This is a genomic window from Ureibacillus thermosphaericus (genome assembly GCF_002370195.2).
In the GTDB taxonomy this organism is placed as follows: domain Bacteria; phylum Bacillota; class Bacilli; order Bacillales_A; family Planococcaceae; genus Ureibacillus; species Ureibacillus thermosphaericus.
In genome coordinates, this window is record NZ_AP018335.1 from 2354342 (window position 1) to 2368754 (window position 14413).

A 14413-nucleotide genomic window follows, 5' to 3' on the forward strand; every position below is an offset into this window, starting at 1 on the left:
CCTATGCTGGAATGAGAGGGTTTTTTATTAATTAAATGTAGAATTGGGGGACATGAGAAATGCCAATTAATATTCCGAAGAATTTACCAGCTGGAGAAATTTTAAGAAATGAAAAGATTTTCGTCATGGAAGAAGACCGTGCGTTATCACAGGAAATCCGACCATTAAATATTTTGGTTTTTAACTTGATGCCTGAAAAAGAAAAAGCAGAATTACAATTATTGCGTTTACTCGGTAACACTCCTTTACAAACAAATGTAACATTTTTAAATACAGCTTCATATGAGCCAAAAAATGTGTCAAAAAGCCATTTGGAATTGTTCTATAAAACCTTTGACGAAATAAAGCATCGCCGATTTGACGGTATGGTCATCACAGGAGCGCCAGTAGAGCGGATGGAATTTGAAGAAGTGAATTATTGGAAAGAATTTACTGAAATTTTAGACTGGGCAGAAGAAAATGTGACATCGATCATTTATATATGTTGGGCGGCACAAGCAGCACTCTATTATCACTTCGGAATAGGGAAATTTGAGTTGCCGAAAAAATGTTCCGGCATCTATTCACACACTATAACAGACTTAACAAACGATTTAGTTCGTGGTTTCAATGATGAATTTGTGGCACCTCATTCTCGATACACGTCAGTTTCCTTAGAGGAAGTGCAACAACATCCTGATTTACAATTGTTGAGCTATTCTGAAGAAGTAGGACCTTTTATCATTCAATCAAAAGATAATAAACACATTATGATTACAGGACACTTGGAATATGATGCAACAACTCTTAAGGAAGAATATGAGCGTGATATTAAGAAAGGTTTACCAGTGGAAATACCAGCAAACTATTTCCCTAACAATGATCCAACAAAAGAGCCAAAAAATAGTTGGAGAGCGCATGCCCATCTGTTGTTCTACAACTGGTTGAACTACTACGTTTACCAAGAAACTCCTTATGACTGGCATTTCGTGGACGGCCATGATCCAATTGATTATCATATTTAATGAAAACTGTAAAAATTCTTCTTCCACGGAAGAATTTTTACAGTTTTTTTATTAATAAAACAATTCATACATATGAATGACAATAGCGAGTGCAAAATGAAGTTCTTGAACAAATAAAGAATTCATAATTGGAAATACTCAATAATATGTAAAGGGGGTAATGAAATGTCCGAACAGCTACATTATGGTGATGATTATAAATTTATTCCCGTCACTTCTATATTAAGTGGGGTAGGGCTAAACATTACAGAGGATTTATATCATTTTACAATCCAAGTAGTCAATGTTTTTTTATTGGTGATCCAGATAAAGACAATCAATGGGTTTTAGTTGATGCGGGAATGCCGAAATCAGCTAATGCAATCATTGAAGAAGCTGAGCAGCGTTTCGGTCAAAATGCCCGCCCAAAAGCGATTCTTTTAACCCATGGACATTTTGATCATGTTGGCGCAATTGTTGATTTAGTAAAACATTGGAATGTCCCAGTATATGCCCATGAAGAAGAAATCCCATTTTTAATAGGAGAACAAAGCTATCCAAATCCAGATCCTACGGTAGATCGTGGACTCGTTGCGAGAATGTCACCATACTTTCCTAAACAGCCAATACAGTTAGATTCTTTTGTTCATGCACTGCCGAAAAATGGAACAATCCCGATGTTACCTGAATGGAAGTGGATTCCAACACCGGGACATTCACCAGGTCATATCTCTCTTTTTCGTGAACGGGACCGTGCGCTAATTGCTGGTGATGCGTTCGTTACGGTGAAACAAGAGTCTTTGTTTAAAGTTTTTGTACAAGAAAAGGAAATCTCTGGCCCGCCTAAATATTTTACAACGAATTGGAAATTAGCAAGAGAAAGCGTTACAAAACTCGCTTATCTTCGTCCAAGAGTGGCACTATGTGGACACGGTGTTCCAATGTCGGGTGAAGAATTGGAAAATGGATTAGCCCAATTAGTTCATCACTTCGATGAATTGGCAATTCCGAAAGATGGAAGATACGTTGATGGTTTTGAACATTAACTCACAAAAGCATATAAAATCGAGTAGGAGGGAGCGATTAACTCCCGTCCTCTCACACCACCGTACGTACGGTTCCGTATACGGCGGTTCAATTAAGATGATTGACGCAAGTCTTTATAACTTCCGTGAATAGCTGTTCTCTTTATGCCAGTGGTCACTCCACCCTCCAAGAGGTCTCCCACGGGATTCACCGCTTCCTTCCTCAAGTGAGGTACTACGTTTTCTGTGTTCATCATGACTCACTGAATGCCAAGGGCTATTCTCTCTTAATTGTTCGGTCCTTCTTAGTAGTTCTAAACCAACTAATACTATGACCTCTGCTGACTTCTGACGGTTCAGCTACTTATCACTAAGTAGGTTATGAAGCGTACTTCACATATCCGCCAGACCTCCCCGGGTAAGAATGTAATCTTTCCTTCCATCTATCTGCTTCATTTACTCTGTACCACCTTTGGCAGAAAGGACTTTGTTTTGTTTAGCAAACTCATCCAATGATACCTAGCCTTATATGAAGTTCGTGTTCCTCAGACCGGAAGTTTGCCGCTCGCTTCCTTCAGATTCCGCGTCACCACGGACACCCTTGCTCTTGGCTAACCTCTACTTCTGTCTTCGGGGTTCGGGACTTACACCCTATAGTTCATGTACATGCCGGGCGCACGAAAGAAAGAAACCGCAACGTTTGTTATACGGTTTCTTTCTTTATTTATATTAAAAACATCGCAACAATTGTCGTCACAAATAATCCAATTACTACTGGAATTAAGTTTCTTCTAGCCAACTCAAATGGACTGACATTACAGATTGCTGCTGCTGGAATTAAAGCCCATGGTACTAAAGTTCCACCACCAACATAAATGGCTGCAATTTGACCTAATGCTGTAAGAGTAGCAGTTCCTTCACCAATCACTGTACCAAATAGATTAGCAATCGAACCTACTAACGAAATACCAGAAAATCCGGAGCCATCTAACCCTGTAATTGCGCCAACTCCTGCAACTGTCACTGCAGCAATTTCAGCGGTTAAAGGCACAACCGCTGCTAGTGCGACCCCTAAATCATTAATGATGCCTTGAGATCCTTCTGGTAAATGATTGCCGATGATTTGAGTAAATCCAGAATCTCCTAAATAGAAGAATGCGGCAATTGGAATAACAGGACCAAACACTTTAAAACCAAATTGGAAACCTTGAATTAAATAACTTGTCGTTTTTTCTAGTCCAGCATTTTTATGGGCAAACATTGAAAGGAGTAATAGAAGTGCTAACGTTGTTCCACCAATTAATGCTGTCGCATCTCCACCAGTTAAATCAAATATAGACATAGCCACTACATTTAATAAGAAGGCAATTGGTATCAATATCGCAAATATTCGCTTTTGTCTCATCGATAAAAGATTTGTGTCAACCTCTTCTTGTTCCTGAGTTTCACCATCAAAATTTCCAATCATGTCAATCGTACCGCGCTTCATATCCCGTTTTAACAATAGAAATGCTACAACTGTCGTAACAATCCCCATCACAATCACTAGAGGAATGCTTGCAGAAATGACTTCATGAACCGGAAGTCCAGCTGCATCGGCTGTTAATTTCGGCGCTCCTTGAATAACAAAGTCACCAGAGAGGGCAATACCGTGGCCAAACAAGTTCATTGCCATCGCAACACCTAGAGCTGGGAGTCCAGCACGAATAGCAACAGGCAACAAAACAGCACCAAGTAATGCAACAGCTGGGGAAGGCCAGAAAAACCAAGAAATTAGCATCATTAAAATTCCGATTGTCCAAAACGCTAAAGTTGGATTCTTTATAATTTTTGCAAATGGGGAAACCATTACTTCATTAATGCCCGTTTTCAGTAAAACGCGGCTCATGGCAACAATCACACAAATGATGATGATGGTCGATAATAACTCGGTGATGGCATAAATGAAGCTTGAAAACACTTTGCTGATGGAAGCAACGAAATCTCCGGTTGCTGTAATAGACAGCAAAAAAATACCCACTATACAAATTAATGTAGTGTCCCTGCGTTTCACCATAAAGCCGATAATCAATACAATAAACACAACATAGATCCAATGCAGTGCCGTCAACTCAATTCCCATAGTTCACTTCCCTCAATTTATTTTTTGTCTAGAATATGAGGCAAATGACTAATGGGTGTGTGCTTAGAATATTCATTCGATATATTTTGTCTTATATATGTTTTGTGTAAACAAATTAAATAGAAATGGAATTTATTGATAAGGAATCAATAAATGAGCAGTTAGGATATTGATAACCATTCAGAAAATTTTCATGAATTCTCTTTAGTTTCATTTTTTGTATGACTGTTCTATAATTAAATTATAAGTAAAAAATTGGAACAACAAACATTGAAAATGCCATCATAATCAACTAATAGAATGTAACATTAAATCTAAAGATGAAAACGGTTACATAGCTTTGCAATTAAAAAGGAACTATTAAGGTATTTTTGAATATTATACTGTTTATCATATTACTCCTCTCATAGAAGTTCAGCAATCTCCTAGATCATTAAAAATTGAAAGCATATTATTGTTGTTATGCATATCTTTTTTAAAAACTTCTTGTGGTAAGTTTATGCGAAGTCCATAGTTAGATGTTCAGCAATGTTATTTGGAGTCATAACTAAAAACATTTCACTAAGGAGGAAAACGATGATTTACTATGAGGTAATTTGTTCTAGCTGCAAACAAAAATTTAATTTATATGAGGGGTCTTTAAAATATCAATTATTTAAGGAAAATAAGAGTAAAATTTTCCGCTGCGAAGAATGTGAGAGAAGATTACGAATGGATGCAATAAAATTTATTTATTATTCATAGTATTAAATTTTGTGAAGTCATTGCTCTTGCGATAAAAAGTGAAGGGTGTCTGGAAGTATTCACCTTTCTAGACACCTCATTCAAAAAATTTCCCAACGTTTTGATTTCTCATCGCTTCTTGCTTTTGTTTATTATTCACGTGCGTATAAATTTGGGTTGTACTCAAGTTTGTATGTCCCATTAATTCTTGTACTGTAACAAGATCAACTCCGCCGCGCACAAGTCTAGTCCCGAAAGTATGCCGCAATTTATGAGATGATAACTTTTTGTTTTGTAAGTAAGTGAAATCAGGCAAACTTTTTAACGAAGCAAAAGTATCTTCTGCAATCATTTGTATTCTTCTTCTTGAAATTCTTTCTCCGCGTTTCGAAACAAAAAAAGCATTTTGATGTTCAGGTTTTGGTAAAGGTCTATACATTCGTTCGTACTCTAAAAGTAAATTAAACAAAGGAGTAGGTAAGGGAATATATCTGGATTTATTTCCTTTTCCTAATACTTTAATCCCTGGCTCATCTTCATCTCGAATAAGATCTGTTGTATTCAGATTATGTATTTCTATGACACGTAATCCAGCTAGACTCATAAGCATTAAAATGCATTTATTGCGTATATAGTATTGATCATGCTTAATACATTTAAAAAGCAGTCGAAGCTCATCATCATTTAAATAGGTAGGAAGAGAATTCTTTTCTGTTTTCGCTAAATCAACTTCTGCTGCTGGGTTTACGGTTAATTCTTCCGCTTTCACAAGAGATTTAAAAAATGTTCGTAAAGACATTAATCTTCGGTTGCGAGTTGTTTTGGCTTTGCCTTTTTGTGTTTTCCTTAAATACGCTTGAATATGCTTCGATCCAACCTCATCGAGTGGAACACATTGATCATCTTTTTCATGAAGAAACAATAGAAAAGATTGTACATCAGACAGATAGCATTTTATCGTGTGAGGCGAATAACCTAAATCCTCCATATACGTATAAAAAATATCTAATTCATCTTCATAATAGTCCAATTGATTTTTTGCTTCCTGTGTATTCATCTTAAAACCTCCTTTCATCTAAAAAATGGAATAGGGAAGAGTAATTAACACGAAATCGTATTCGTTTAAGGCGAATGCGATTTTTTTAAAACGTGCGAATGTACCGATTCAATAAAAATACTTTTTCCATGAAAAAAATCTAACTGCATATAATATACATTATATGCAGTTAAAAGTAAAATAAAGGAATAATTTTCATTATTAAATACGTGCTGTATAAACGATTTACAGCTCATTTTGAAGGGAGTTATTCATTCAATTAGATTTCGATGCGTCTGAGAGTGCATGGTTTTAATGAAAAAATGGGTGAAAATCCAGTAGTATCAACGATTTGAAGTGGATTTATTGCGAAAATTTTCGTCGATGAGGATGATTCCCTTAACTATAGAGATAAATTTGAAATAGTGAGTTTGTTAAGCAGCACAATTTTTTCATGCTAAGTATAGATACTTGATTTAGTGGCTATACTTAGTTTTTTTCATTTGTCATATCCTTTTATTCATTTGGACATTCTAATTGTACAGTGTATCGATTAGAATGGAGCAATCCATCACAATTATGTCAATGAAAGGAGTGAAGTAATGCCGATTCATTTATATATCGAACAGTACTTCCAACAACATCCGGATGCAAGGAAAACGGGGATTAAAGTAAAAAATCCACCTTTAGAAAAACGTCCAAAAGTATTTCAAGTGGAAGATCGAATTGTTCAAGTAGGGAATTCTGAGATTCCCATTCGCATTTATACACCAAATGAAGCGGAAAAACATCCTATTTTCATTTTTTTCCCCGGAGGAGATTTTATTCCGGGTGGTGTTGAAAGCCATGATGTTAGTTGTCGAATGATTTGTTCTTTAACTGGCTACAAAGTGATTGCAGTCGATTATGATACGAATTCGGATAAAGCATCAATGCTTCAACGTTGTTATAACGTAACAAAATGGATTATAGAACACGCTGAAGAATTAGGAGGACATTCGGATCATATTGCAATAGGCGGTCCAAGTTTGGGCGCACATTTTGCCATCAGTATTGTTCTTGATTTCACTATTCAGCAAAATTTCCAATTTAAAAAGCAAGTGTTACATTATCCAATTATTCAATTAGACCAACATATAAAGAACAGTCCCCATATTTCAAGAATGCTTTTTAATGGAAAGTACGGAATTGATTTAACATTGCATTCTTTGAATATCTCCAATCTTGAGGATACATCTATTTCCTATTATGCCCCCCTTCACACAAATAATATGTATTTAGCTCAAATGCCACCCACTTTAATTTTTGTTGCGGAATACGATCCTTTATGTGATGAAGGAGAATATTTTGCAGAGACATTAAAAAATACTGGTGTTGATGTAAAACTTGTTCGCTTTGATGGAAACGTTCATGGTTTTATGCAAAGTTTTCCGGGTTCACCAGATTACATGCGGGGATATGAAATAACTGCGGAATTTTTACTACGATGATGAACAAAAGTCTGTGCCTGTTAAGTAATGTTGGCACAGACTTTTAATTATTAACTGAACAAGAGTAGGCTTCATCAGCGCGAACTTGTATGCATCTGCACAAGTGATGTATTTATCTGCACGAGTAATATCTTCATCCGCACAAGGGATATATTTATCTGCACAAGGGATATATTTATCTGCACAAGCGACATATTCATACGAACAAGCGTTTTATCTATCCGCACGAGCAGATATATAAACTGTACGATAAAACATTTTAATGGATTCACTACTTCCATCGCACTTTTTTATTTTCTTCTTGGAAAATTTATGAGATAAATATTGATAAGGATAGGAGAGAGGAGTGGGGGATTTGAGCCAAATACAAACAGTTGTTGAATGGATTCGTTCATCGAAAAAAACAATTGTATTGACTGGTGCGGGTATGTCAACAGAAAGCGGTGTGCCCGATTTTCGTTCTGCATCTGGTTGGTGGACAAAAACTGACCCGCAGCAAGTTGCAACAGTTGATGCTTTAGAATCCAATTATCCGTTGTTTCATGAATTTTATTCTATGAGAATTAATTTACTGGACAAATGTTCTCCCCATGAAGGACATTATATTCTTGCGGATTGGGAGAAAAGAGGAATCCTTCAACACATTGCTACTCAAAATGTCGACGGATTCCATTCAAAAGCAGGCAACACCCAAGTAGAAGAGTTGCACGGATCCATCTATACATTTCGTTGCCATTCGTGTGGAAGAAGCGCTTCAAAAGAAGCTTTTTTAGCCAAGGAACATTGTGCTCATTGCCAAGGAAACTTAAGACCAAATGTTGTGTTATTTGGTGAAATGCTTCCTGAAAGAGCATGGCACTATGCATTATTAAATATTCAAAGTGCAGATTTAGTCATCGTTATTGGAACAAGTTTGGAAGTATATCCGGTAAACCAACTTCCTAAGATGACCAAAGGAAAAAAAGTGTACATCAATAAAGAAATTGCACATCATTCAACCTACTTTGATTGTATAATAGAAGGAAAAGCCAAGGAAGTTTTAATCAATTTACAAGAGCGATTAGAAAAAAATTATTAATATTGTTTTATGTACTGGACCCTTCTCCATTGGTTTGAGGTGGGTCCATTCTATTTGAGTTATCATTATAGCAAATAACATAAGGTAGAAAATATGGTGAAAATAAAGAAAATTATTGATTGAAAAATCATTGAAATTTTCAATGTATAGAACCTAAAATAGAATGAATTAAATTTTGCAAGAGGTGCTTACTTATGTGGGTCGGGGCAGCATTGTCTACCATGTTTTGTTTTGGTGCAAATAATATGATTTTTAAATGGAGTACTACTAAAGGGTACTCAAAAATACATATTCAACTTTATTTTTATTTGATTGCTTTTATTTTAACAATGATTTATGGATTAATTGTTGGATTACATAATTTTAACTTTGCTTCGGTTGTACTTGGAGCGATAATCGGAATATTAAATACAAACGGCAATATTCAAATGTCTAAAGCCTTTGAAAAAGGACCAGCAAGCATCACCAGTTCATTAATTAGTATGAATGCAATCATTCCTATTTTAAGCGCAGCATTAATTTTTCATGAACATATTACGCTCCTGCAATGGATTGGCATTATCATCATGATTTGTTCAGCCGTTTTGATTCAATATTCTCCTTCCAATCATATGCATATAGAATATTTACCTTGGATGATGAGAATTAGCTTTGCCATTCTCTCACTTGGTGTTCTCGGTATCTTGATGAAAGCATCTACATATTTGCACATTCAGCCACTCAACATGTTAATTTGCATGTACGGCGGAGGTACCGTCTATTTAATGATTAACAGCTTCATTCAAAAAGAGAAATGGCAGACACCGGAAGCAAAAATTGGTTTTGTGGTAGGAATAATTAGTGTAATTGGATATAGTTGTTATTTCTTTGCTTTACAAACGGGAATTGCAAGTATAGTATTTTCCATCGTATCATTAAGCTGCTTAGTCGTAGTTTGTGGAAGTTTTGTCGTATTTCATGAAAAACTAAAATTGTATCAAATCGTTGGGATAATCACGGCATTGATGGGCATTATCTTTACAAAGATATGAATTCAGTGAGGGTCAAATGCGGCCCTCATTTTTCATTTCTATGAACAATTGTTGCTACATTTCAATATATATAAATAGTGGAAACACTAATAGAAAAGAGGTACGGAAGTGGTTACTTATCATTGGGGTGTTGATTCATCACAAAAAGTGACGACAGACCTTTACAATTGTGTTTTAAATAATTATGGGAAACCTGAGTTTTGGGGGAGATATTTAACACGTGTAGAAGGAGCTTCTGAAGGTTTAGATCGAGAAGAAATTGAACTGCTCCACAATAGCGGAACAAAGATACTCCCAATATATAACGATTTTAAAAGAGCAGTTGGAGAGAACGAAGGAAGAATGGTTGCAATGTTTGCGTCTTATCATGCAAAACGGCTCGGTATTCGAAAGGGAACTCCGATATTTGCAAATGTTGAACGGTTTTTTGAAGTAGACAGCAATTGGATTCGTGGTTATGTCAATTACTTGTATAACACTGATTTTAAACCGGGCTTTTATCATGATCCGACGGAAGGAAACTTTGCAAATGCTTATTGTCAAGCTGTCAGCGATGATGAACTCGTTGCCAATCAAGCTATATTATGGAGTGCAGAACCAGCACCTGGCGTAACGAAAGCACAATTAGCACCGAAATTCGATCCAACAAAAGTATCATGTAAAGGAAATGTATGGATATGGCAGTATGGTAGAGATTCAAAAGTATGCCCAATCGATACGAATATTGCGGACAGCCGTTTATTTGAAATGTTGTATTAACTTTTATTTATAAAATCGATTGTTAATTTGGTTTACAAAACAATTTATGAACAACATTATTAAAATCATATTCAAATACGTTTGTGTTGTTTATAAGGAGAAAAATCTGCTCAGTGCAGAATTTTCTCCTTTTGTGCGCCCGGCATGTACATGAACTATAGGGTGTAAGTCCCGAACCCCGAAGACAGAAGTAGAGGTTAGCCAAGAGCAAGGGTGTCCGTGGTGACGCGGAATCTGAAGGAAGCTGGAGGCAAAACACCGGTCCGAGGAACACGAACCTCATATAAGGCTAGGTATGATTGAGTGAGTTTGCGAAACAAAACAAAGCTCTTTCTGTCGAAGGTCATATCGAGTAAATGAGGCGGATAGATGGTGTGAAAGTGCATGTACTTACCCGGGGAGGTCTGGCGGATAGGTGAAGTACGCTTCATAACCTACTTAGTGATAAGTAGCTGAACCGTCAGAAGTCAGCAGAGGTCATAGTATTAGTTGGTTTAGAACTACTAAGAAGGACCGAACAATTAAGAGAGAATAGCCCTTGGCATTCAGTGAGTCATGATGAACACAGAAAACGTAGTACCTCACTTGAGGAAGGAAGCGGTGAATCCCGTGGGGGACCTCTTGGAGGGTGGAGTGACCACTGGCATAAAGAGAACAGCTATTCACGGAAGGAGAATAACGATGCTTTTGAATCAAATCCTGTCACGGGAGAACATGCTTCAAGCACTAAAACGTGTAGAACAGAATAAAGGAAGCCACGGAGTAGATATGATGCCCGTACAAAACCTACGACAGCACATAGTCGAAAACTGGCTATCTATTAAGGAGGCAATTCTCAAGGGAACTTATGAACCAATGCCAGTCCGCAGAGTCGAAATCCCTAAACCTGACGGCGGTGTTCGTTTACTAGGAATCCCTACCGTAACAGACCGTTTGATTCAACAAGCAATCGCCCAAGTACTTTCAAAAGTGTATGACCCTACATTCTCTGAAAACAGCTACGGATTTAGACCAAACCGAAGTGCCCATGATGCGGTGAGGAAAGCGAAAGAATATATAAGAGATGGACATCGATGGGTTGTAGATATGGACTTGGAGAAATTCTTTGATAAGGTCAACCATGACAGATTAATGGGTACACTCGCGAAGAGAATCCAAGATAAACCATTACTGAAATTGATTCGTAAGTATTTACAATCGGGAGTCATGATTAATGGTGTGGTGTCAAGCACATTAGAAGGAACTCCACAAGGAGGACCATTAAGTCCGCTACTATCTAACATTGTACTAGATGAACTAGATAAAGAATTGGAAAGAAGAGGACACAAATTCGTTCGATATGCGGATGACTGTAACATTTACGTGAAAAGTAAACGAGCAGGACTTCGCACAATGGCAAGTATCCAGCGATTTATTGAAGGAAAACTACGACTGAAAGTAAATGAAAAGAAATCAGCGGTCGACCGTCCATGGAAACGTAAGTTTCTAGGATTTAGCTTTACCTATCATAAAGAGCCAAAGGTTCGTATCGCAAAAGAAAGCCTTAAACGAATGAAGAATAAAGTTCGTGAAATCACATCACGCAAGATGCCCTACCCGATGGAATACCGCATTCAGAAACTGAATCAATATCTAATGGGATGGTGTGGATATTTTGCGTTAGCAGACACCAAATCTATATTCCTTGAATTAGATAAATGGATTCGTAGAAGACTTCGAATGTGTCTATGGAAGAACTGGAAGAAACCGAAAACAAAGATACGCAACCTTATTCAACTTGGCGTACCACAATGGCAAGCGTATGAATGGGGAAATACTCGGAAGAGTTATTGGCGTATTTCAAATAGTCCAATATTACACAGAACCCTTGGTAACTCCTATTGGAGAAACCAAGGGCTGAAAAGTCTTGAAGCTCGTTATGAAAACTTGCGTCAATTATCTTAATTGAACCGCCGTATACGGAACCGTACGTACGGTGGTGTGAGAGGACGGGAGTTAATCGCTCCCTCCTACTCGATTTTGAAAATTATGTTAGAATAATAGAAAAAATGAACATAAATTACAACCATTAAATTACTATTAAGTTATTTATTTCTAATCGTTTTAGTTATATAATAAATTGAAAAATCTAAAAATTATATTTATTGGGAGAGGGTTCATTTGGGGGAAATTAAAAGTTTACATGCAAAGTATAGCATTAAAAAGAAGTTTATCGGTTGGTTTTTACTGGTTTCAGTGCTTCCATTAATTCTAGTTTCATTTGTTATTCAAAACATGAATAGTAAAATTACTGTCAAAAAAGAAGAAGAAGCAATGCACAATCTTTTGTTAAGTAAAGCGGAATTTGTCAATCAATGGTTTTCCGCACAGATGGGAGAAATGCAAGTTGCAGCAGAAAGTGATGTTATGAAATCGATGGATTCTGAAAGTATGATTCCATATTTACAAACTCTTGAAGCGCGATCAAAAGTATTTGAAACGATGTTTGTGCTTAATACGGATGGAACCGTTATAGCTCATTCAAAACCTGAAAGTATTGGATCTGATTATTCCGATCGTAGTTATTATCCAATTGCTTTAAAAGGAGAAAGTACATATTCTGAAGTATTAATATCTAAAGCTACCGGTAATCGAATCATCGTAGGGGCGACACCCATTAAAGATGACAACGGTAATGTAATAGGAATTATGTGTGGCTCTGCAAATTTTGAAATATTGGTCGACACACTATTAAAAAATGATGAAGATGTTTCTTCTAATTTAGTTTTAATTGACAATTTAGGATATATCCAAGTTGCTAATAATGAAGAAATAATTGGCAAACATATTGATGAGTCTAATCTTGAACAAGGAACAGTCAATATTCTAAAAGAGAGCTTGAATAGTTCGGACATTTCTTCTCTTCGTATAAATGGTGAACAATACATATTTGCACATGCTCCTATTGAATCAGTTGGCTTTGGATTAATTTTAGAAACGCCGGAAAAAATTGTATTAAATGAAGCGAAAACGATTCAGCATACTGTATATATCATTATTGGAATTTCAGCAATTTTTATTATCTTGTTCAGCATCATGATTGTTCAAACGATTACTAAACCAATATTGCGAGTTGCAGCAGGCATGAACGAAGTTGCAGCAGGGAACTTAAATATCGAAAAAATTCAATGTAAAAATAAAGATGAAATAGGCCAATTAACAGAACATTTCAATGATATGGTTCACAATGTTAAACTTTTAGTAGCAGAAATTAAGAAGGCTACTGAACAAGTACAAGCTTCAAGCGAAGAATTTACAGCAAGCTCAGAAGAAACATTGCTTGCTACAGAACAAATTTCCGCATCCATTCAGACAATTTCAGCTAGTACTGATGAACAAACAAGTTTTATGGAAAGAGGTAACCAACTTATTTCCAATATATCAAATCGTGTTCATGCGATAACAGAAAACATACAACAAACGAATAATAATGTAGATGATGCAGTTATGGCTGCTATGACAGGTACTGAAGTCATTCAAGAAACAATCAACCAAATGAAAGCAATCGAAGGTAAAACAAACACTGCAACAAAGGCAATTAATTTACTTGGTAAAAAATCGAATGAAATTAATGAGATTGTTTCAGTAATCACAGACATTGCAGATCAAACAAATTTATTAGCCTTAAATGCAGCGATAGAAGCGGCTCGAGCAGGTCAATATGGAAAAGGGTTCGCCGTGGTAGCAGATGAAGTTCGAAAACTTGCAGAGCAATCTAGTGATGCTTCTCGACAAATTAGTAAATTAATACAAGAAATTCAAAGCGAAATTTCAGATTCTGTTCTTGCAATGAACGAAGGAAATAATGCGGTTCAGGATGGAATGAAATATGTCGATAAAGCAGGAAATGAGTTTTCGAATATTACGATTGCTGTCAAAAAAGTCTCCACTCAAATGAATAAAATTTTAGATGAAAGTTCAACAATTAAAGAACATGTTGAAAGAATTGTACATCACATTAATGAAGTATTAAATAGCTCAATGCAAACATCAAGCAGCATTCAAGAAATTGCTTCGGCATCAGAACAGCAACATGGTACAATGCAAGAAATTGCTTCGGCAGCAAATGAATTAGCAAAAATGGCAGAAACATTAAACGAAACAGCGCAAAAGTTTAAATTTTAAAT

General features: G+C 36.3%; 11 protein-coding genes and 1 pseudogene. 9 read left to right on the plus strand and 3 right to left on the minus strand.

Annotated features, from left to right (window positions below):
- The first annotated feature begins 59 nt into the window (after positions 1-59).
- A complete protein-coding gene (gene metA, locus UtA1_RS11310) occupies positions 60-1004 on the plus strand; it encodes a homoserine O-acetyltransferase MetA (protein WP_096551104.1) in 945 nt (314 codons plus the stop codon).
- A 165-nt stretch (positions 1005-1169) separates the two neighbouring features.
- Positions 1170-2029, plus strand: a pseudogene (locus tag UtA1_RS11315) (MBL fold metallo-hydrolase).
- A gap of 92 nt (positions 2030-2121) precedes the next feature.
- On the opposite strand, the gene UtA1_RS17220 reads toward UtA1_RS11315, so the two are convergent.
- From UtA1_RS17220 to UtA1_RS11335, 3 genes are all read right to left on the minus strand, one after another.
- Entirely contained in the window at positions 2122-2265 is a 144-nt protein-coding gene (locus tag UtA1_RS17220) for a hypothetical protein (RefSeq protein ID WP_172597779.1), read from the minus strand.
- A 467-nt stretch (positions 2266-2732) separates the two neighbouring features.
- Positions 2733-4130, minus strand: coding sequence for a hypothetical protein (locus UtA1_RS11325; protein WP_096551106.1), 1398 nt, complete (start codon positions 4128-4130; stop codon positions 2733-2735).
- Positions 4131-4950: 820 nt separating this feature from the next.
- Positions 4951-5910, minus strand: a complete 960-nt coding sequence (locus UtA1_RS11335) for a tyrosine-type recombinase/integrase (RefSeq protein ID WP_016838088.1) — start codon at positions 5908-5910, stop codon at positions 4951-4953.
- Between the two features lie 581 nt (positions 5911-6491).
- Between UtA1_RS11335 and UtA1_RS11340 the strand changes: the two genes are divergently transcribed.
- From UtA1_RS11340 to UtA1_RS11365, 7 genes are all read left to right on the plus strand, one after another.
- Positions 6492-7379 carry an alpha/beta hydrolase gene (locus tag UtA1_RS11340; protein ID WP_096551108.1) on the plus strand — a complete coding sequence of 296 codons (888 nt, stop codon included), beginning with the start codon at positions 6492-6494 and terminating at the stop codon, positions 7377-7379.
- A gap of 85 nt (positions 7380-7464) precedes the next feature.
- The gene (locus UtA1_RS17225; RefSeq protein WP_157782647.1) at positions 7465-7620 is read left to right on the plus strand and encodes a hypothetical protein; all 156 of its coding nucleotides are present in this window, start codon (positions 7465-7467) and stop codon (positions 7618-7620) included.
- Between the two features lie 114 nt (positions 7621-7734).
- A complete protein-coding gene (locus UtA1_RS11345) occupies positions 7735-8457 on the plus strand; it encodes an SIR2 family NAD-dependent protein deacylase (RefSeq protein ID WP_096552508.1) in 723 nt (240 codons plus the stop codon).
- Between the two features lie 194 nt (positions 8458-8651).
- Positions 8652-9488 (plus strand): DMT family transporter, encoded by an 837-nt coding sequence (locus UtA1_RS11350; protein WP_016838091.1) that lies wholly within the window; start codon positions 8652-8654, stop codon positions 9486-9488.
- Between the two features lie 108 nt (positions 9489-9596).
- Entirely contained in the window at positions 9597-10247 is a 651-nt protein-coding gene (locus UtA1_RS11355; protein ID WP_096551110.1) for a glycoside hydrolase domain-containing protein, read from the plus strand.
- 681 nt (positions 10248-10928) lie between these two features.
- The gene (gene ltrA / locus UtA1_RS11360) at positions 10929-12191 is read left to right on the plus strand and encodes a group II intron reverse transcriptase/maturase (RefSeq protein ID WP_096552510.1); all 1263 of its coding nucleotides are present in this window, start codon (positions 10929-10931) and stop codon (positions 12189-12191) included.
- Between the two features lie 216 nt (positions 12192-12407).
- Positions 12408-14411, plus strand: a complete 2004-nt coding sequence (locus tag UtA1_RS11365) for a methyl-accepting chemotaxis protein (RefSeq protein WP_096551112.1) — start codon at positions 12408-12410, stop codon at positions 14409-14411.
- The last annotated feature ends 2 nt before the right edge of the window (positions 14412-14413 follow it).